The 20749-nt window shown below is 62.2% G+C and carries 16 protein-coding genes and 1 tRNA gene; 11 read left to right on the top strand and 6 right to left on the bottom strand.

Translation table 11 applies throughout. The features are described 5' to 3' along the window. Window positions 1-2: 2 nt before the first annotated feature. From tcyN to B2S33_RS05605, 7 genes are all read left to right on the top strand, one after another. Window positions 3-761: an L-cystine ABC transporter ATP-binding protein TcyN gene (gene tcyN / locus B2S33_RS05635; protein ID WP_027914140.1), complete on the top strand. Its 759-nt coding sequence runs from the start codon at window positions 3-5 to the stop codon at window positions 759-761. Window positions 762-1046: 285 nt separating this feature from the next. Then, window positions 1047-2288, top strand: coding sequence for an SfnB family sulfur acquisition oxidoreductase (locus B2S33_RS05630; protein WP_145279321.1), 1242 nt, complete (start codon window positions 1047-1049; stop codon window positions 2286-2288). Between the two features lie 49 nt (window positions 2289-2337). Then, complete coding sequence (locus B2S33_RS05625) at window positions 2338-3519, top strand: SfnB family sulfur acquisition oxidoreductase (protein WP_125922446.1); 1182 nt, start codon at window positions 2338-2340, stop codon at window positions 3517-3519. Continuing rightward, a complete protein-coding gene (locus B2S33_RS05620) occupies window positions 3519-4910 on the top strand; it encodes an LLM class flavin-dependent oxidoreductase (RefSeq protein WP_145279319.1) in 1392 nt (463 codons plus the stop codon). The genes B2S33_RS05625 and B2S33_RS05620 overlap by 1 nt, the downstream gene beginning before the upstream one ends. Continuing rightward, complete coding sequence (locus B2S33_RS05615) at window positions 4903-5700, top strand: MetQ/NlpA family ABC transporter substrate-binding protein (RefSeq protein ID WP_027914144.1); 798 nt, start codon at window positions 4903-4905, stop codon at window positions 5698-5700. The genes B2S33_RS05620 and B2S33_RS05615 overlap by 8 nt, the downstream gene beginning before the upstream one ends. Before the next feature lie 5 nt (window positions 5701-5705). Beyond that, window positions 5706-6812, top strand: a complete 1107-nt coding sequence (locus B2S33_RS05610) for a methionine ABC transporter ATP-binding protein (protein WP_197874613.1) — start codon at window positions 5706-5708, stop codon at window positions 6810-6812. Further along, window positions 6802-7446, top strand: a complete 645-nt coding sequence (locus tag B2S33_RS05605) for a methionine ABC transporter permease (RefSeq protein WP_027914146.1) — start codon at window positions 6802-6804, stop codon at window positions 7444-7446. Before B2S33_RS05610 ends, B2S33_RS05605 begins: the two co-directional genes overlap by 11 nt. A 38-nt stretch (window positions 7447-7484) precedes the next feature. Here the strand turns inward: B2S33_RS05605 and dibA are convergent, their stop codons facing one another. Then, window positions 7485-9380 (bottom strand): phosphodiesterase DibA, encoded by a 1896-nt coding sequence (dibA, locus tag B2S33_RS05600; RefSeq protein WP_280078092.1) that lies wholly within the window; start codon window positions 9378-9380, stop codon window positions 7485-7487. A gap of 208 nt (window positions 9381-9588) precedes the next feature. Between dibA and desA the strand changes: the two genes are divergently transcribed. Together desA and B2S33_RS05590 are read left to right on the top strand one after the other, a co-directional pair. Further along, window positions 9589-10773, top strand: a complete 1185-nt coding sequence (desA, locus tag B2S33_RS05595) for a delta-9 fatty acid desaturase DesA (protein WP_027914148.1) — start codon at window positions 9589-9591, stop codon at window positions 10771-10773. A 128-nt stretch (window positions 10774-10901) separates the two neighbouring features. After that, the gene (locus B2S33_RS05590; protein ID WP_027914149.1) at window positions 10902-11888 is read left to right on the top strand and encodes a GGDEF domain-containing protein; all 987 of its coding nucleotides are present in this window, start codon (window positions 10902-10904) and stop codon (window positions 11886-11888) included. 75 nt (window positions 11889-11963) lie between these two features. Here B2S33_RS05590 and gabT read toward each other — a convergent pair whose 3' ends face one another. Both gabT and gabD read right to left on the bottom strand, forming a co-directional pair. Continuing rightward, a complete protein-coding gene (gabT, locus tag B2S33_RS05585) occupies window positions 11964-13241 on the bottom strand; it encodes a 4-aminobutyrate--2-oxoglutarate transaminase (protein ID WP_288650044.1) in 1278 nt (425 codons plus the stop codon). 182 nt (window positions 13242-13423) lie between these two features. Beyond that, window positions 13424-14866, bottom strand: a complete 1443-nt coding sequence (gene gabD, locus B2S33_RS05580) for an NADP-dependent succinate-semialdehyde dehydrogenase (RefSeq protein WP_023535744.1) — start codon at window positions 14864-14866, stop codon at window positions 13424-13426. Window positions 14867-15183: 317 nt separating this feature from the next. Here gabD and B2S33_RS05575 point away from each other — a divergent pair. Then, window positions 15184-15260 (top strand) — tRNA-Arg (locus B2S33_RS05575). A gap of 155 nt (window positions 15261-15415) precedes the next feature. Beyond that, the gene (locus B2S33_RS05570) at window positions 15416-17146 is read left to right on the top strand and encodes a dipeptidase (RefSeq protein WP_288650042.1); all 1731 of its coding nucleotides are present in this window, start codon (window positions 15416-15418) and stop codon (window positions 17144-17146) included. Between the two features lie 80 nt (window positions 17147-17226). Here B2S33_RS05570 and B2S33_RS05565 read toward each other — a convergent pair whose 3' ends face one another. From B2S33_RS05565 to B2S33_RS05555, 3 genes are read right to left on the bottom strand one after another with little or no spacing between them, the layout of a single operon-like run. Next, window positions 17227-18570, bottom strand: a complete 1344-nt coding sequence (locus tag B2S33_RS05565) for an aminotransferase class V-fold PLP-dependent enzyme (RefSeq protein WP_230395997.1) — start codon at window positions 18568-18570, stop codon at window positions 17227-17229. Window positions 18571-18587: 17 nt separating this feature from the next. Then, window positions 18588-19484, bottom strand: coding sequence for an EamA family transporter (locus B2S33_RS05560; RefSeq protein WP_027914153.1), 897 nt, complete (start codon window positions 19482-19484; stop codon window positions 18588-18590). 24 nt (window positions 19485-19508) lie between these two features. Next, entirely contained in the window at window positions 19509-20735 is a 1227-nt protein-coding gene (locus B2S33_RS05555) for an ATP-grasp domain-containing protein (protein WP_288650041.1), read from the bottom strand. Window positions 20736-20749: the final 14 nt, after the last annotated feature.

Below are 20749 nucleotides of genomic sequence, written 5' to 3'. Positions count from 1 at the left end.
GCATGATTGAAGTCAAAGGCCTGACCAAACGCTTCAAGGGCCTGACCGTGCTCGATGGCATCGATGTGACGGTGCAGCCGGGTGAAGTGGTGGCGATCATCGGCCCTAGCGGGTCGGGCAAGACCACCTTCCTGCGGTGCTTGAACCTGCTGGAAACGCCCGATGCCGGGCAGATCAAGATCGGCGCCATCAGCATCGATGCCGACCGGCCCCTCGGCCCGCAACACAGCGCGATACGTCGCCTGCGCCAACAGGCAGGCTTCGTGTTCCAGAACTTCAACCTGTTTCCCCACCGCACGGCCTTGGAGAACGTCATCGAAGGGCCGGTGATCGTCAAGAAAACACCGCGCGACCAAGCGGTGGACCTTGGCCGGCGTCTATTGGCCAAGGTGGGTCTGGCAGGCAAGGAAGACGCCTACCCGCGTCGCCTGTCCGGGGGCCAGCAGCAGCGGGTGGCCATTGCCCGTGCCTTGGCCATGGAGCCGGAGGTGATTCTGTTCGATGAACCCACCTCGGCCCTGGACCCGGAGCTGGTAGGCGAGGTACTGGCGACCATTCGCAGCCTGGCGGAAGAAAAACGCACCATGATCATCGTTACCCATGAAATGAGCTTCGCTCGCGACGTGGCCAACCGGGTCATCTTCTTCGACAAGGGTGTGATCGTGGAGCAAGGTGAGGCCAAGGCCTTGTTCGCGGCCCCGCAACAGGAGCGCACGCGGCAGTTTCTGCGCAAGTTTCTGGGCACGGCTGCTTCTGAGTAAGCCGGCAAAGCCAGCCCGCATTGTAAAAGCACAGCCGTCACTGAGCTCACGCCTGAATCCATGTCGTCTGGTGGCAGGCGACACGCTTCTATATATATTCCAAACCGTTAGTTCATAAATATTTTATAAACCTTTACGGTATATATACCGGACCACCGGACCAGCATACGTCTGTCGCGATCAGCTGTAGCGGCATAACCCACATGTGAGGTCAGCAATGGTCAGGATCATCATCACCCCAGTGCATAACGCCAGGGCATTGCGTGCAGCCAAGGAGCGGCACTGATGTCCAGCCAAGCCCTTATTCCCCCCCGCAGCGTGCTCGACAGCGCACCGCCTGTGCTGCCAACCAAGGTCCTGCGCAGCGATGCCCAAGCGCTGCAGGCTGCGCGTGAAGTCGCCGCTGTCGCGCGCGAACACGCTGCCCGTCGGGATCAGCAACGCGAACTGCCCTGGGCCGAGATCGAACTGTTCACCCGCAGTGGCCTGGGAAGCATCAGCGTTCCCAAGGCCTACGGCGGCCCCGAGGTGTCGTTTGAAACCGTGGCCGAAGTGTTCCGCCTGATCAGTGCTGCCGACCCTGCACTGGGGCAGATCCCGCAGAACCAGTTCGGCATGCTGCAACTGCTGCGCCTGACAGCCACGCCGTCGCAACAGGCCGTGCTGTTTCGCAGCGTGTTGGACGGCTGGCGCATCGGTAATGCGGGCCCGGAGCGCGGAACCAAGGACACCCTTACCCTCAAGGCACGCATCAACCGCGCAGGGGACGGCTATCGCATCAGTGGTGAGAAGTTCTATTCCACCGGCGCGTTGTTCGCCCACTGGGTGGCAGTCAAGGCGCTGGATGAGGAAGGTCGCCAGCGCTTGGCCTTCGTACGCCGCGGCACACCCGGGCTACGCATCGTCGACGATTGGTCGGGTTTCGGTCAGCGCACCACGGCCAGCGGCACGGTACTGCTCGATGACGTTCCGGTAGAAGCAGATCTGGTCATCGACAACTGGCGCCAGCGCGAGGTACCCAATACCCAGGGCGCCGCCTCGCAGCTCATCCAGGCGGCCATTGACGCAGGCATTGCCGAGGCCGCCATCGATGACGCCATTGCTTTCGTGCGCACAAAGTCGCGCCCCTGGATCGAAGCCCAGGTAGACCGCGCCAGCGACGACCTCTATGTCATTGCAGACATCGGCCGCCTGAAGCTTGAACTGCATGCCGCCGAGGCGCTGCTGCGCCGGGCCGGGCAGGTGCTGGACGAGGTCAACGCAGGCACGGTGGATGCCGAGTCGGCCGCCCGCGCGTCGATTGCGGTGGCCGAGGCCAAGGTACTGACCACCGAGATTGCCCTGCAGGCCAGCGAGAAACTGTTCGAACTCGCCGGCAGCCGCGCCACCCTGGCCGAGTTCAACCTCGACCGCCACTGGCGCAACGCCCGCGTGCACACGCTGCACGACCCGGTGCGCTGGAAATACCACGCGGTTGGCGCGTACCACCTCAACGGCACCCTGCCCGCGCGGCATTCCTGGATCTGATTGGTAGCCTCCTGGGCCGCTGCGCGGCCCGGGGCACCGGAGACACACCATGACCACACGCATCATTACCAGCGACGGCGAAGCCCTGGCCGTTGCCTTGGACATCGCCCGACAGCTACGCCCCGACAGCGCGGCGCGCGACCGTGAACGGCGTCTGCCACACCCTGAGCTGGCGCTGTTCACACGCTCGGGCCTGTGGGGTATCAGCGTCCCCAAGGCCTACGGCGGGGCGGGCGTATCCAACGTCACCCTGGCCAAGGTCATCGCCATCATCGCGCAGGCCGACGGCTCGCTCGGGCAGATTCCGCAAAACCATTTCTATGCCTTGGAAGTGCTACGAGTAAACGGTACGCCCGAGCAGCAGCAGCGTCTGTACGCCGAGGTGCTGGCAGGTCGGCGGTTTGGCAATGCCCTGGCAGAACTGGGCACCAAAACAGCCAATGACCGCACTACACGGCTGAGCCGCGAAGGCGAAGGCTTTCGCATCAATGGCCGCAAGTTCTACGCCACGGGTGCGCTATACGCCCAGCGCATACCCACCTCGGTGGTCGATGACCAAGGCGTCCAGCACCTGGCATTCGTGCCTGCCGACAGCCCCGGCCTGCAAGTGATCGACGACTGGAGTGGCTTCGGCCAGCGCACCACCGGCAGCGGCTCGGTGGTGTTCGATAACGTGCCTGTCAGCGCACAGGACGTCGTACCGTTTCAGAGCGTGTTCGAGCGCCCTACCCCGGTAGGCCCGCTGGCGCAAATTCTTCATGCGGCCATCGATACCGGCATCGCCCGTGCAGCCTATGAGGACGCCTTGCATTTCGTGCGGACCCGCAGCCGGCCATGGGTGGATTCAGGCGTCGAGCAGGCGAGCGACGATCCGCTGACCGTCAAGCACTTCGGCCAACTCGCCATCCGCCTGCACGCTGCCGAAGCCTTGCTCGAACGCGCAGGCCATTACCTAGACAGCGCGCGTGACGACAGCACGGCCGAAACCGTAGCCGCAGCGTCCATTGCCGTGGCAGAGGCACGGGCCATCAGCACCGAAATCGCCCTGTCCGCCGGCACCACGCTGTTCGAGCTCGGTGGCAGTCAGGCCACGCTGGCCGAACACAACCTCGACCGCCACTGGCGCAATGCCCGGGTGCACACATTGCACGACCCAGTGCGCTGGAAGTACCACGCCATCGGCAACTACTACCTCAACGAGCAAAACCCACCGCGCCGGGGGACCCTCTGATGGCCCGGCAGATCCTGCTCAATGCCTTCAACATGAACTGCGTGGGGCATATCAACCATGGCCTGTGGACGCACCCGCGCGATACTTCGACCCAGTACAAGACCCTCGAATACTGGACCGACCTGGCGCGCCTGCTGGAGCGGGGCCTGTTCGACGGATTGTTCATTGCCGACATCGTCGGCACCTACGATGTCTACGGCCAGTCGCTGGAGGTGCCGTTGAAGGAATCCATCCAGTTGCCGGTCAACGACCCTCTGCTGCTGGTGTCCGCCATGGCCGCCGTTACCCGCAACCTCGGTTTCGGCCTCACGGCCAACCTCACGTATGAAGCGCCTTATCTCTTCGCTCGCCGCCTCTCGACCCTGGATCACCTGAGCAATGGGCGAGTCGGCTGGAACATCGTCACCGGTTATCTGGACAGCGCTGCGCGCGCCATGGGCCTGACCCAGCAGCCCGAGCATGACCGTCGCTACGACCAGGCCGATGAATACCTCAAGGTGCTGTACCAGCTGCTTGAGGGAAGCTGGGCCGATGATGCCGTGCTGGCTGATCGCGGCCAGCGCATCTATGCGCGCCCCGACAAAGTGCGCAAGGTTCGCCACCACGGGGAGTTCTACGATGTAGAGGGCTACCACCTGTGCGAACCGTCGCCACAACGGACACCGGTACTGTTTCAGGCTGGCAGCTCACCGCGCGGGCTGACGTTTGCGGGCAACCATGCCGAGTGCGTGTTCATCAGCGGCCAGGACAAGGCTTCAACCCGCGCCCAGGTGGACAAGGTGCGCGCCGCTGCCAGAGCTGCGGGTCGCGACCCAATGGCAGTCAAGGTCTTCATGGGCATCACGGTGATCGTGGCGCCCACCGAGCAACAAGCCCTGGCCAAGCACGCTGAATACCTGCGCCATGCCAGCCCCGAAGCCGGCGTCGCGCATTTCGCCGCCTCCACCGGCATCGACTTTGCGGCCTTCGATCTGGACGAGCCGATTGCCTTTAGCCAAGGCAACGCCATCCAGTCGGCCACTCGCCAACTTCAGGACAATGCCTGGACCCGACGCCGCCTGCTGCAACAGCACGCCTTGGGTGGTCGCTACGTCACCTTGATCGGCGACCCCGCGCAAGTGGCTGCTGAGCTGATTGCGTGGGCCGATGAAACCGGCCTGGACGGCTTCAACCTGACCCGCACCGTTACACCGGAAAGCTTCGAGGACTTCATCGACCTGGTGATTCCGCAATTACAGGCGCGCGGCTGCTACAAGACCGCCTACGCCGGCGGCACGCTGCGCGAAAAGCTGTTCGCAACCGACCATCCCTACCTGCCAGCCGACCATCCTGGCTCGGCCTACCGCTTTGCGCCTGCCCCCGCTTTCACCGGAGCCCTGCACCATGCTTGAAAAACTAATTCGTCCCGTTGCGGCCGTCGTTATTGCCTTGGGCTTCTCGAGCGCAGCCCTGGCCGATCAGCCGCTGAAGATCGGCACCACGTCAGCCTTCGCCATCCCGCTGGAAGCCGCCGTCGAAGAGGCGCACAAGCAGGGGCTCGAGGTGAAGCTCATCGAGTTCAGCGACTGGATAGCGCCCAATGTCAGCCTCAACAGTGGCGACATCGACGTGAACTACTTCCAGCACATTCCCTTTCTGGAAAACGCCAAGGCTGCTGCCGGTTTCGATCTGGTGCCCTACGCCCCAGGCATCATTAACAACGTGGGCCTGTATTCCAAGCGCTACAAAAGCTTCGCCGACCTGCCCGAAGGGGCGAGCGTCGCAATCGCCAACGACCCGATCAACAGCGGGCGAGGCCTGCAACTGCTGGCCAAGGCCGGCTTGATCACGCTAAAACCTGGCGTGGGCTACAAGGCCACAGAACAGGACATCACGGCCAACCCGAAGAAGCTCAAGATCATTCAGGTCGAAGCGGTCCAGTTGGTACGGGCGTATGACGACGCGGACCTGGTGCAGGGCTACCCCGCCTACATTCGGCTGGCCAACAGTTTTGACGCCACCTCGGCCCTGCTTTTCGATGGTCTGGAGAACAAGGAATACGTGATTCAGTTCGTCATTCGCCCACAGAGCAGGAATGACCTTCGCCTGGCCAAGTTCGTCGACATCTACCAGCACTCGCCGGCCGTGCGCGCGGCCTTGGACAAGGCTCATGGCACGCTCTACCAGGCCGGTTGGGAGTGACAGCGATGAGCCAGTCCACTGCACGAGCACTCGAATCCCCTGCCCCACCGCGTCAGGCTGAACACGTGGACCTGCGCCCCGACGTCAGCCAAGCCCATGTGCGGTTCATCGGGTTGGGCAAGACGTATCCAGGTCAGAGCCAGCCGGCGTTGCAAGGCATCGATCTGAACATCCGGCGCGGTGAAATCTTCGGCATCATCGGCCGCAGCGGGGCGGGTAAGTCTTCGCTGTTGCGCGTCATCAACCGGTTGGAGCAGCCTACGCAGGGCCGGGTGCTGATCGACCAGGCGGACATTGCCCGCTACGACGAGGAGGCACTGGTGGCGTTGCGCCGAAACATCGGCATGATTTTCCAGCACTTCAACCTGATGTCAGCCAAGACCGTGTGGCAGAACGTCGAACTGCCCCTGAAAGTGGCCGGCGTTGCCAAGGCGCAGCGCCAGCGCAAGGTACGCGAGCTGCTGCAACTGGTTGGCCTCGAGGACAAGCACGACGTCTATCCTGCGCAGCTGTCCGGCGGCCAGAAGCAGCGCGTGGGCATTGCCCGCGCCCTGGTGCACGACCCAAGCATCCTGCTGTGCGACGAAGCGACCTCGGCGCTGGACCCCGAGACGACCGCCTCGATTCTGGGGCTGCTACGCGACATCAACCAACGCCTGAGCCTGACCATCGTGCTGATCACCCATGAAATGGCCGTGGTGCGCGACACCTGCCACCGGGTTGCGGTACTGGAGCGTGGCCAATTGGTCGAGCAGGGAGAGGTCTGGCAGGTGCTCGGCGCGGCGCGGCACGCCACTACGCGCACGTTGCTGGCGCCGCTGCAACCCACGTTGCCAGAAGCCCTGACCGCGGACATCAAGGCTGCCCCATCGAGCCCCGACAGCGCTATCGTGCTGAAGCTGACAGCGTTCGGCGAGCCCGATCTGACGGCGTTGTTCGCCGAGTTGGGCGGACGTGTGCGGCTGCTGCAAGGGGGTGTGCAGTCCATCGGCGCGCGTACACTGGCGCAACTGATCGTTTCGGTGCAGCACTCGCCCCATGACGCCAGCCGCCTCCTGGAGCGCACTCGGCGCTGGGCCGAAGACGTGGAGGTGCTGGGCCATGTGGGTTGATCGTCTACTGGAGGGTTTGCTCGACACGCTGTTGATGGTCGGCGTTTCTTCGCTGATCGCCTTGCTGGTGGGCGTACCGATGGCCGTCATGCTGGTGACCAGCGACAGGGGCGGCATCTATGCGGCACCGCTGCTCAACCGGGTGCTGGCCGCCTTCGTCAACCTGTTCCGCTCGGTGCCGTTTCTGATCCTGATGGTTGCCCTGATCCCCTTCACGCGGTGGGTGGTCGGCACTACCTATGGGGTCTGGGCGGCCATCGTGCCCCTTACCATCGCAGCTACGCCCTTTTTCGCTCGCATCGCCGAAGTCAGCCTGCGTGAGGTCGACCATGGCCTGGTGGAGGCAGCCCAAGCCATGGGGTGCCGACGCTGGCACATCGTCTGGCACGTGCTGCTGCCAGAAGCCCTGCCGGGCATCGTCGGCGGCTTCACCATCACCTTGGTGACGCTGATCAATTCATCCGCCATGGCAGGCGCCATCGGTGCCGGAGGGTTGGGTGACATCGCCTACCGCTATGGGTACCAGCGCTTCGACAGCCAGATCATGCTAACGGTGATCGCCATGCTAGTGGCCCTGGTGGCACTGATCCAGCTGGGTGGCGACCGGCTGGCCCGAGGGTTGAACAAGCGATGAGCGCAGGGTGCGGGCTGGCGCCAAGCCAGCCCCTGGCCTCATTCCCAGCGCAGGTGTTCTGCGGCGACCGGCCGGCCGAACCAATAGCCCTGCCCCAGCTGGCACTGCTCCTGCAGCAGGAAGCTGGCCTGCTCCTGCTGCTCGATGCCTTCGGCATGCACTTGCATGCCCATGCTGCGGGCCAGGGCGATGATTACCCGCACGATCGCGACATCATCTTCATCGCACGGCAGCCCGGCCACGAAGCCCTGGTCGATCTTGAGCTTTTGCACGGGCATGCGCTTGAGGCGTAGCAGCGAGGAATAGCCGGTGCCGAAATCATCGATGGCCAAGGTCACACCCAGCTCGCGCAGACGGTGAAGCTGCTCCAGGGCCACTTCCGGGTCTTCCATCACCGCACTTTCCGTCACCTCCAGTTCAAGCAGCGCTGGCGCCAGGCCTGTTTCGTGCAGCACATCGGCCACCTGCCGGTACAGCTCATGCTGGCCAAACAGCCGGCTCGAGATGTTCACGGCCACGAATGCCAGGGGGCGGCCTTCTCGCTGCCAGCGCACCATCTGCAGGCACGCCTGGCGTAGCACCCAGGCATCGATTTCGGCAATCAGCCCGGTGCGTTCGGCAATCGGGATGAACTCACCGGGGGGCACCAGGCCCCGCTGGGGATGCTGCCAGCGGACCAGTGCCTCGACCCCCACCTGACTGCCCGAGGCCAGGTCATGCACGGGCTGGTAGAACACGCGTAGCTCGTCCTGCTCGAGGGCGCGGCGCAGTTCTCCCGCCGTTTCCACACGCAACTGGGCGTGCGCGGTCAGCTCTTCGGTGTACAGGGCATAACAGGCGCGGCCGTTGGTCTTGGCCTTGTACAGCGCCGAATCGGCATTGCGTAGCAACTGCTCGGCACTCAGGGCGTCGCTTGGGAACAGGCTGATGCCTGCGCTGACACTGATGAACAGGCGATGACCCTCGAAGAGGAAGGGCTCGCGCATGCGTTCGATGATGCGCTGGGCCAGTTTTGCCGCCTGCCCCAGATCCTGGCAGTGCTCGGCCAGGACGCCGAACTCGTCGCCGCCCAGGCGCGCCAGGGTAACCCCGCTGCTCACGACTTCACCCAGGCGCACGCCCACCAGCTTGAGCAGCTGATCGCCAATCGTATGGCCGAGCCCGTCGTTGATGCTTTGGAAATGATCGAGGTCCAGAAGCAGCAGCGCACAACCGCGCTTCTTGGTCTGGGCCGCTGCCAACGCCTGCTGGACCCGGTCGGTGAACAACAGGCGATTGGGCAGGTCGGTCAGGGGATCATGGTGGGCCAGATAGGCCAGCTCCTGCTCCGAATGCTTGATGGCACTGATGTCACTGAATACCGCCACGTAATGGCTCAGTTCGCCTTCGTCATCGCAAATGGCGCGGATGGTTTGCCATTGAGGATAGATTTCACCGCTTTTACGGCGGTTCCAGATCTCGCCGCTCCACTCCCCCGTCTCGGTCAGGGCCGCGTAGATTTGCTGGTAGAACGCGGCGCCATGACGCCCCGACTTGAATTTGCTGGGGCGCTGGCCAATGACCTCATCCTGCTGATAGCCGGTGATGCGCATGAACGCGCGGTTGACGTGCACGATCACCCCCTGCCGGTCGGTCACAAGGACGCCTTCCAGGGTGCAGTCGAACACCGCAGCGGCCATGCGCAGGCGCTCACGGTCCTCCCCGCGCAGGCGCGCACCGGCGCCTATGAAGTTCAACAGCCGCACGCGCGAGACGTAGATCAGCAAGGCACTGAGCAACACCCAGACCACGATGTTGATCTGACGCCCCACGGTCAGGGCCAGGGGGTCATCAGTCATGCTCTGCAGCACCACCTCGGCCAGCACCAGCCAGAGGATCGAGAGCACCACATAAAGCGCTGCCATGCGCAAGGCGTCGCGAACGGAAACAGACATGTCGGGTGCAATTGCCCATGAAAAATGTTGGGGGATTATAAAGCTTCTGCTGCCCGACGTGCGGTTAGCGCTTCGCAAAGGCCGCGCGTCAAGGTATGCCGGGCACCGACGCCCGGCTGAAACATGGCGTGGTCAGCTTTGACTGGTTTTATTTCCCGACCCAGGGATAATCGCACCTTTCCCCTGAATCTCGAGGGTATCTCTACCTATGTGGTACAACGGCCTGCTCGACTTGTCGGCCTGGCAACTGGTCGGCATCACTTTGTTGATGACCCATGTGACCATTGTCAGCGTCACGGTCTACCTGCATCGCTATTCCGCGCATCGCGCGCTGGAGCTCAACACCGGGCTCAAGCATTTCTTCCGCTTCTGGCTGTGGCTCACCACGGCGCAGAACACCCGTGAATGGACCGCTGTCCATCGCAAGCACCACGCCAAGTGCGAAACCCCGGAGGACCCGCACAGCCCAGTCTACAAGGGCTTGAGTACGGTGCTGCGCAAAGGGGCCGAGCTCTATCGCGAAGAGGCGCGCAACCCCGAGACCTTGCGCATCTACGGCAAGAACTGCCCGGACGACTGGGTCGAACGCAACCTCTACTCCCGCTACAAGCTGGGCGGTATCGTGCTGATGGCGCTTATCGACCTGCTGCTGTTCGGCACCGCCGGCATCACGATCTGGGCCGTGCAGATGATGTGGATCCCCTTTTGGGCAGCCGGGGTGGTCAATGGCCTGGGCCACGCCGTGGGCTATCGCAATTTCGAATGCCGCGACGCGGCGACCAACCTGGTGCCTTGGGGCATCGTCATTGGGGGCGAAGAGCTGCACAACAATCATCACACCTACCCCAACTCGGCCAAGCTTTCGGTCAGGCGCTGGGAATTCGACATGGGCTGGGCGTGGATTCGCCTGTTCTGCCTGCTGCGCCTGGCCAAGGTCCAGCGCGTGGCCCCCATCGCCCACCGCGTTGCCGGCAAGGCCAGCCTGGACATGGACACCGCCATGGCCATCCTGAACAACCGCTTCCAGATCATGGCCCAGTACCGCAAGCTTGTGATCGGCCCGCTGGTCAAACAGGAGCTGGACCGCGTCGATACCTCGGTCAGCCACCACTTCCGCCGCGCCAAACGCCTGCTGTCCCGTGAAACCAGCTTGCTGGAGGATCGCCACCATGTCCGTATCGAGTCCATGCTGGCGCACAGCCAGGCATTGAAGACCATTTACGAGAAGCGCCTGGCCCTGCAGCAGATCTGGGCGCGGACCAGCGCCAATGGCCACGACATGCTTGCCGCCATGAAGGATTGGGTACACGAGGCCGAGACCAGTGGCATCCACGCCCTGCGCGACTTCGCTTCGCAGTTGAAAACCTATTCCCTGCGCCCGACCGCTGCCTGACCTCCGTTGATCGATACGCCCCGTTCTGGGGCGTAAGCTCAGGAACTTCAACCCTCTGTTTCGACTCGAACTGCCCACATCGGCCGGAAGGTGGCCGCACCTTTACCCGTCGAGCGCGCGCTGTGCACATGGCCAAGAACAATCCCAAGATTCTGACCGGTACTCCTCCCCCCGACGCTGCCCAAACCCTGCTGGCACTGATGCATGCCCAAGGCGAAGTCGCCCGACTCAGCGAACGTGAGCAGCTATTCAGTTCGTTGCTTGAAAGTGTCAACGCCGTACTGTGGGCCTTCGATTGGGAAACGCGGCAAGTGCTGTACGTAAGCCCTGCGTTCGAGCGCATCTTTGGTCGCCCTGTCAGCCGGGTCATGGCCGATTTCAACGTATGGCGCGACAGCATCTATCCGGATGATCTTGAATTTGCCGAACAGAGCCTGGCGCAGGTACTGTCCACAGGCTCCGTGGAACACCGCGAATACCGCATCCTCAACGGCGATGGCGAGCTGCGCTGGCTGAGCGACAAGTGCTACGTCAGCCAGCAGCCAGGTAGCGATCGGGTGACCATCGTCGGCATCGCCGAAGACATCACCGACAAGAAACGCCTCGAAGGCGAGCTTCAGCGTCTGGCCACCACCGATGTCCTGACCCAGAGCAGTAACCGCCGCCACTTCTTCGAATGTGCCAAGCAGGCCTTCGACAAGGCACGGGAGGACGGTACACCGCTGACGTTCCTGCTTCTGGACATCGACGATTTCAAGAACATCAATGACAGCTACGGCCACCAGGAAGGTGACCAAGTGCTGCAGCGCATTGCCCACAGCGGCAGGACGGTACTGCGTCGAGGTGATCTGTTCGGCCGCATCGGGGGCGAAGAATTTGCCGCAGTATTCCCAGGCTGCACGGCCAAAGTGGCAGAACAGATCGCCGAACGGTTGCAGCGGGAGGTGCAGCGGCTGAGTTTCGGCCAGGAGGGCCAGACCTACAGCGTGACGGTGAGCCAGGGCCTGACGGGTTTGATGGAGGACGACGACACCCTGAACAGCTTGTATGCCCGTGCCGACGCAGCCATGTATCAAGCGAAGCGCCAAGGCAAGAATCAGATCGTTCAGGGATGAGCATCGGCGCCCACCGTCGGTAAATTGCTGACATGAAAAAACCCGCCGAAGCGGGTTTTTTTAAAGCCAGCTACATCAAGCGAGTTCAGCGAAGCACTCTTCGATGATGGCCAGGCCCTTGTCCAACAGAGCGTCTTCGGCGGTCAGCGGCACCAGAATACGCAGGACGTTGCCGTAGGTGCCGCAGGACAGCAGGATCAGACCCTTGTCGCGCGCCTTGGCAACGACTTGGGCGACAGCTGCAGCGTTAGGGGTATGAGTGCCTTTCTCGAAAACTTCGACGGCAATCATCGAACCCAGGCCACGCACGTCACCGATGATCGGATGCTTCTGCTGGATCTCACGCAGACCGGCGGTCAGGCGCTCGCCCACGGCCTTGCTGCGGTCCAGCAGGTTCTCTTCTTCGAATACATCGATGACGGCCAGGGCCGCAGCACAGGCGATTGGCGAACCGGCATAGGTGCCGCCCAGACCGCCCGGTGCAATGGCATCCATGTATTCGGCCTTGCCGCACACACCGGCCAGCGGGAAACCGCCGGCGATGGACTTGGCGAAGGTCGTCAGGTCAGGCGCAACGCCCATCTGCTCCATGGCGAAGAAGGTGCCAGTACGGCCTGCACCGGTCTGCACTTCGTCGGCGATCAGCAGGATACCGTGCTGGTCACACAGGGCACGCAGACGCTTCATCAGCTCTCTAGGCGCTGGCAGGAAGCCGCCTTCGCCTTGTACGGGCTCGAGGATGATGGCGGCGATGTCACGTGGCTCGGCGTCGTTCTTGAAGATGCGCTCGACCGAAGCGATGGCATCGTCGACGCTGACACCGTGCAGCTCGCTCGGGAACAGTGCACGGAAGACACCACCTGGCATCAGGCCCATGCCTGCAGAGTACGGCACGACTTTACCAGTCAGGCCCAGGGTCATCATGGTACGGCCGTGGTAGCCGCCGGTGAAGGCGATCACGCCGGCGCGGCCGGTTGCAGCACGGGCGATCTTGACGGCGTTCTCGACCGCTTCGGAGCCAGTGGATACCAGCAGGGTCTTCTTGTCGAAGTCACCTGGCACCAGCTTGTTGATCTTTTCGCACAGCTCTACGTAGGGCTCATACGCCAGTACCTGGAAGCAGGTGTGGCTGACCTTGGTGAGCTGCTCTTGCACCGCTGCAACCACTTTTGGGTGCAGGTGGCCGGTGTTCAGCACGGCGATACCACCAGCGAAGTCGATCAGTTCGCGGCCTTCGACGTCGATGACGGTGGAGTTCTTGGCCGATTCAACGAAAATCGGGTGGATCTGGCCGACGCCACGTGGGACAGCGGCGACACGGCGTTGCATCAAGGATTCGTTGGTCTTGCTCATAATGCCCTCATTGCGCCGTTGAACATGGCGCTTTTATTCGGGGGTAGCTGGGGTTGCCCGCAGTCAGTATTCGTTGATCGACTGCCGCGAACGCCCTGGCCACCAGGTGCTGCAATGTAAAAAAGGCCAGCGGGACGTCGCTCTCGCGCCCCGCTGGCAGAGGTAAAGCCTTTACCGTGCGATCAGACGCTGATGCACAGGTATTTGATTTCGAGGTAATCCTCGATACCGTACTTGGAGCCTTCGCGGCCCAGGCCAGAAGCCTTGATACCGCCAAATGGCGCCACTTCGTTGGAAATCAGGCCGGTGTTGATGCCTACCATGCCGTATTCCAGCGCTTCGGCGACACGGAACACACGGCTCATGTCGCGGGCGTAGAAGTAGGACGCCAGGCCGAACTCGGTGTCGTTGGACATGGCGATGACTTCGGCTTCGTCTTTGAAGCGGAACAGCGGCGCCAACGGGCCAAAGGTTTCTTCCTTGGCAACGGCAGCGGTCTTGGGCACGTCGACCAGAATGGTCGGCTCGAAGAAGTTGCCTTCGATCAGCTTGCCGCCGGACAGGACCTTGGCGCCTTTGCTCACCGCGTCTTCGATGTGCTCCTGCACCTTGGCCACGGCCTTGCCGTCGATCAGTGGGCCAGTGGTGGTGCCGTCTTCGAGGCCGTTACCGATCTTGAGCTTGGCCACAGCGGCGGCCAGCTTCTGCGCGAACGCGTCATAGACGCCGTCTTGCACGTAGATGCGGTTGGCGCAGACGCAGGTCTGGCCGTTGTTACGGTACTTGGAGATGATCGCGCCTTCGACTGCCTTGTCCAGGTCGGCGTCGTCGAACACGATGAACGGGGCGTTACCACCCAGCTCCAGGGATACTTTCTTGATGTCCTTGGCGCATTCCTGCATCAGCTGGCGACCGATTTCGGTAGAGCCGGTGAAGGAGAGTTTGCGCACCAGGGCGTTGCCGGTCAGTTCGCCGCCGACTTCGCCTGCGCTGCCGGTAACCACGCTCAGCACGCCTGCCGGAATACCGGCACGGTTGGCCAGTTCGACCAGCGCCAGGGCGGAGTACGGGGTTTGCGAGGCAGGCTTGAGCACCATGGTGCAGCCAGCGGCCAGGGCCGGGCCAGCTTTACGGGTGATCATGGCAGCCGGGAAGTTCCACGGGGTGATGGCCGCGGTGACGCCAATCGGCTGCTTGATGACGATCAGACGCTTGTCAGGCTGGTGGCCTGGGATGGTGTCGCCATAGACGCGCTTGGCTTCTTCGGCGAACCACTCGATGAAGGAGGCGGCATAGGCGATTTCGCCCTTGGCTTCGGCCAGCGGCTTGCCTTGTTCGGTGGTCATCAGGCGAGCGAGGTCGTCCTGGTTTTCGATCATCAGTTCGAACCAGCGACGCAGCTTGGTCGAGCGCTCCTTGGCGGTCAGGGCACGCCAGGCCGGCAGGGCCTTGTCGGCTGCCTCGATGGCGCGGCGGGTTTCCGCAGTACCCATCTTCGGCACGGTACCAATGACTTCGCCCGTGGCAGGGTTGGTCACATTGATAGTCTGGCCGCTGTCCGCATCCAGCCATTCACCGTTGATGAAGGCTTGCTGGCGGAACAACTGAGCGTCTTTGAGCTGCATGTCGGCTTCCCGAATTGTTGATTGTTGAAAGCGCCCAGCGCAGGGCTCCGAGCGTTTGAAATCTCAAACGAATGCTAAGCGTCTGCTGGGGTGTTGGACAATAGGCTGTTCGAAAAAAAGAACGAGCGGTTGAACACCTTATCTGAAATCGGCTCGCTGGTAGGGCGTGATGGGCCCTGGCTACCCAAGGCGAGCACGAACCGAAAGCGTAGCCCCAGGCAGAACCGCCATGGAGGCGAACATGGCAACTGGTAAAAAGGGCTACAGATCAAGGCGATGGACGCAGACGAACGAGATAGGTATCATGCGTGCGCGTTGCACTCGTAGCTCAGCTGGATAGAGTACTGCCCTCCGAAGGCAGGGGTCGTGGGTTCGAATCCCGCCGAGTGCGCCATACATGAAAAGCCCCAGGCCAACGCCTGGGGCTTTTTCGTTTGTGCGCCATGTCACACGCCTGGTACTGCCGTACCACAGGTCATTGGTGTTAGCGTGAGGGCCTTCCCGCACGACGGGGCCTCATCAATGATTGGCGAAGGAATGCGTACACTCATGCATCTGAAAAAGCTCACCTCTGTTTCCCTGCTGGCAGCCAGCATCGGCTTGTTCGCGTTGCCTGCCCAGGCCAACCTCACCCAGCAGCAGTCTGCGGCGATCGTCAAGGCGTTCGACGGCAGCGATCCGCATGACTTCAAGCAGTTTCTCGGCAAGCTCAAAGGCAGCGAACTGGCCCAGGCCGATGACCTGGGCACCACCTTGGACACCTACCTGGCCGGTAAGCCGCTGGGCGCCGAGCAGCAGAACGAGATCAATCGCCTGCTCGGGCTCTACACCCGCATCAAGTACGGCAAGGCTGCCACCCAGACCCTGCGCGAACTGGTGGCCATTCCCACGGTCACCGTCGAGGGCACGCCTCAGCATGAAAACCCCGAGTTCCTGAAGATCGCCGACAAGATCAAGGCACTGGCCGACGGGTTTGGCCTGGCTTTTCGCAACGTCGACAACCGTGTCTACGAAATCTCCCTGGGAAGCGGCAAGGAAGTGGTCGGTATCCATGCCCATGCCGACGTGGTCCCTGTCACACCGGAAAACTGGAAGCTGGCCGACGGCACGCGCCTGGACCCGTTCAAGGTCACCCTGGTCGGTGATCGCATGTACGGCCGTGGTACCGAGGACGACAAGAATGGCATCGTCGTAGCGCTGTATGCCCTGAAGGTCGCCAAGGATGAAAACCTGCCCCTGGCGCGGCAATTCAAACTGCTGATCGACACCACCGAAGAAACCAGCGGCGATGCCATCCCGTACTACTTCGAGCGCAACCCTACGCCTGACTACAACCTCGCCCTGGATGGCGGCTATCCGGTGGTCATCGCGGAAAAAGGCTACGGCACCGTGATGGCGAATTTTGCCAAGCGTGCGGCCAGCGGCCAGGGTGTCGAAATCGTCAACCTTACCGGTGGGCTTGCTACCAATCAGATCCCGTCCACCTCGGTAGCGACCTTGCTCACCGACGACGCCAGCGCACTGGCGCAGCGGTTGAACACGGCCGGTGCCGAGTACGTGAAGCAAAACGGTGGCGACTTCAGCATTGCCGCCAAACCCGACGGCAAGCAAGTGGTGCTCACCGTGACCGGTGTGTCAGCTCACTCCTCGGAGCCCGAATCGGGCGTGAACCCTGTCGCGCGCATGCTGGACTTCATCAATGGCGTGGGCAAGACGGCGCCGTTGAAGCGGAACCAGTTCACCGATGCTGCCCACTATGCGGCGGACAACTGGGGCCTGGACTACCTGGGCAAGAAGCTGGGCATCGCCTATGACGATGCATTCATGGGGCCGCTTACCGCCTCGCCAACCTTCATCGGTGTGGATGACAAAGGCTTGAAGCTGGCGATCAACCTGCGCATCCCCAAGGGCAAGGCGGTCGCGACGATCAAGGATGAAATCGCCGACAAGCTCGGTAAGTGGTCGCAGCAAAGCCATATCACGCCCGCCTACGACTACAGCCTGGACGAGCCGATGTACCGCAACCCAGAAGGCGAGTGGGTCAAGGCCCTGCTGGCTGTGGCCAGCGAAAACCTGGGCATGAAGCACGCGTTCGGTACGTCCGCCGGAGCCACCTCAGTGCATGACCTGCCCAACGGCGTGCAGTTTGGTCTGGCCATGCCCGGTGTGAAGTACACCGGGCATAACGACAACGAGTTCAAGACCGTGGACCAGTTCATGCTGGACCTGCAGGTGGTCAGCGAAATGGTGGCGCGGATCGGGCAGATGCCGAAGCTCTGAGATCCGCCTCTGCCTTTGGCATCGCTACCCGGCCTGGCAGGCCGGGCTAGCGCGCCCGGTGATCCCTGCACAGCCCTGAATCATGTCAGGCTGTGCATCACCTGCAGGGTCTTTTCAATGTCCTGGGGCGTGTTGGTGATCCCGGCAGAGAAGCGAACCGAGGTATGGCGGTAAGGTGTTGCGCTGGCAATGATGTTCTGCGCTTTCAACTTCGCCACCACGTCCTTGGGCGCCTGACCCTTAACGTCGCAGCACACGATACCCGCCGAAAACTGCGCGTCTTGGGGCGTGAGCAATGAAACATTGGGCAGTTTGGCCAGCCCTTCCTTGAGTTGGCCATTGAGTTCGGCAACGCGCTCGGCAATGCGCTTGCGGCCAATTTGCTCGATGAATCGGAACGCCTCGATCATCGCCCACTGATTCTCGAACGCCAGGAACCCTCCGGGGCTTACCCATGCCGCTTGCGTATCGCCCTGCGGCGCACGTTCCTGGCGCCAGGCATTGGCAGGCTCGGCCGCCATGATGGTGGGAATGGTCGGCATGACGTGGCGCCATTGCCCTTGGCGCCCCCACACCAGACCGGTTCCGTGCGGGCCGAGGATCCACTTGTGCGTACCGGCACTGAAGAAATCGCATCCCAGGCTGGCGACCTGCGCCTCGGAGCAGCCGAAACCATGCACCCCGTCAATCACGTACAGGATTCTCTGCGCCTCGTCACGGCCTTTGTTGAGCCGGGCCACCAGGTCGCCGATCTCCTTGACCGGCAACCGTACGCCGGTGCCTGAATGGACCCAAGTCATTGCCAGAATGCGGGTCGAAGGGCGAATGGCGGCTTCGATACGCGTCACGATGGCATCGACGCTGACGTCCTGCGGACCTTGGTAGAGATCGATGCGCCTGATGCTGCCACCCCACTTGACCACAGCCAGGCGCATCGCTTCGTCATGGGTGTACCACTCATGGTGGGTGGTGAGAATTTCCTGATCGGGATTGAGCTTGATGCCGTTGTAGATCATTGCCAGGCCCTGGGTCGTGCTGGTGGTCAGGGCAATGTCCTCTGCGCGCCCGCCCGTATAGGCGGCCGCGGTTTCGCAGACCTTGCGCCAGACCATGTCTTCGGGTTTGGCGAACATGTGGTCTTCGAGGTAGGTATAGGGGTTCTGGTCGAAGGCCTCCCGGTGCCGCGCCATGGCATCGCGCACCGGCTTGGGGTTGGATGCCAGGAAGAAGTTGGAGATATGCACATACCGTGGCGACAGCTGAAACTGCGCCCGTACCGATGCCCAGTCGGCAGGATCGAATGCCGGGGTTTCTGGCTCGGGCGCCGCAACGGCGCCTGCGCTGGACAGGCTGGCGATCATGCCGCCGCCAACCAGGGTGGCGCCCACAGCGCCCCCCATGAATCCACGTCTTCCCAAACTCATTTCGACTTCCTATCGATTCACAGTGAGGTCCGCGCAGTGCGCGCGGACAAAGCATTGAAGATGCGCTGCCCATACAGGCCGACAGCCAGACCCAGCACGATCAGGACAACGGCCAGTACCTTGCTGGTGGGCACGCTCTCGTTGAACACCAGTACCGAGCCGAGCATGCCGAAAATCGGCACCAGCAGCGAAAGCGGTGCGACGGTCGATACCGGGTACGTCTTGAGCAGCGAATTCCAGATCCAATAGGCAAACAAGGTGTTCGGATAAACCTGGAACAGAATCGACAGAATCGCCGTGCTGTCCACCTGATGGACCAGCGCGGTGTAGCCGGCACTGCCATTGACCGCGTAGTCGAGCACGAACAACGGGATCGGTGCAAAAGCGCTGGACCACACCAGGAACGCGAACACGTCCTTGGTCTTTGCCTTCTTGTTGATGACGTTGGCCACGCTCCATGCGCCAGCGCCCAGGAGTACCAGCAACACACCAGGCAATGTCACCGAGCCGTCGCTGATCGTGATGATGCACAGCAGCCCCGCTAAGGCCACCAGCATGCCCAGCACCTGAAAGCGCGTCAGTGCTTCTTTGAAGACCAACCCGCCCAGCAGGATGGTGAAGAATGCACTGAACTGCAGCACCAGCGAGGCAATGCCGGCAGACAGCCCAGCCTTGATCCCGAGGTTGACCACACCCCATAAGCCGATGCCGAACACCAGGCCGTAGCCAATGATGTAGCGCCAGGCCACATCGGGTTTGCGGATGAAGAAAATCGCCGGCAGCGCGCACAGGCTGAAACGAATCCCGGCGAGGATCAGTGGGTCGACAGTGGCCAGCCCCAGTTTGATGACAGAGAAATTGATGCCCCAGATGGCCGTGATCAGAACGGCCAGCACTACATGCTGTGGTTTCATTGGCAGGCTGCCTTGAAGAAGAAGTTAAGCAACGGATGTCAGGTGCCGGGCCAGTGATACCCGCGAGAAAAGATCAACCATCCAGTCGCGGGTACGCTCGGGCTCGGCGGTCTTGACGATGCCCGCCAGCGGCGCTTCGAATGCCGAGTAGGTCACGTGCCCAGGCAATGGTGCACCCGGTTCGAGCTCGTTCCACTGCACGATACAAGGGCTGTTGCGCAGTTCACCTGCGCCCTCGAGCCCAAGGAACGTGCGATGCGGGTGAGTGTGCCCAGGGAACACGAACCATCCGTAGCCCAGGTCCGCCTGCCGGCCGCTCAGCGTCGAAAGGTCCAGTTCGCCGTCGACATAGATGCGCAGTTCCAGCGAAGGCAAATGAATCCCCGTGGCCATCTCATACGTCGCCACCACGTCAGCCCCGCCGACCCGGTTACCCACTTCGAGGAAGACCGGCCCGTCGGCGTCCATGATGGCTTCCAGGTGGAAGGCGCCGTGGGTGATCCGCACCGCGTTCAGCGCCTGCCCCACCCACTCCCGCATGGATGCGCAGCTGTCCACATGCCAGGAACCCAGCGGCGCACCCCGCTCCATGTAGTCCAGGCAGGTGCCTACGTATTCACTGGCCTGCATCGTGACGATTCGACCGTCGAGCACCAAACCGTCGAAATGGCGGATGGGGCCTGCAACGTACTCCTCGACCTGAAAATCATCGATGTGCAACGACTGTTCATGGATTTTGCGCCGGATTTCGGCGTGGGCCTGGGACGGTAAAAGTACGCTGACGTCCGCGCTCGAAGCGCCGCTGTGGGGTTTCAAGACCGTTTTGCCTGCCCAAGGCACCTGGCCTTGCGCGTCCAGGTAACAGGCCAGCGACATGAACTGCGGTATGCGCAAGCCGTTGGCCTGCACCGCTTGCTTCATCAGCAGCTTGTTGCGCGCCAGGGTCACGGTCTGTAATGAAGCCCCTTCAACGCCCAATGCTTCTCTCAAGCGTGCTGCATCGAGCAGTTCGTATTCGGACATTGAAATGATGCGATCAAAGCGCTGGGGGCGACCAGACAGCCATGCCAATGCTTCCTCACTAGCGCTGGCGGTACCCGCTCGTACCACCCGCTTGCACTGCAAATCGGCAGGCAGCGTGTCGATTGCAGCTTGCTTGCCGAAATAGGTGACTTCGTGCAGCGCATGATCGATGCCACGGTGGTATTCGATTCGGGGGTAAGGCACACGGTGGAGGATCAGAATCTTCATATTATTGTTCTCGA

This window comes from Pseudomonas sp. UBA5568 (assembly GCF_002425525.1).
GTDB classification, from domain to species: Bacteria; Pseudomonadota; Gammaproteobacteria; order Pseudomonadales; family Pseudomonadaceae; genus Aquipseudomonas; species Aquipseudomonas fulva.
The sequence above is the reverse complement of the archived record's forward strand: the minus strand, read 5'-3'. Positions and strand labels throughout refer to the sequence as shown.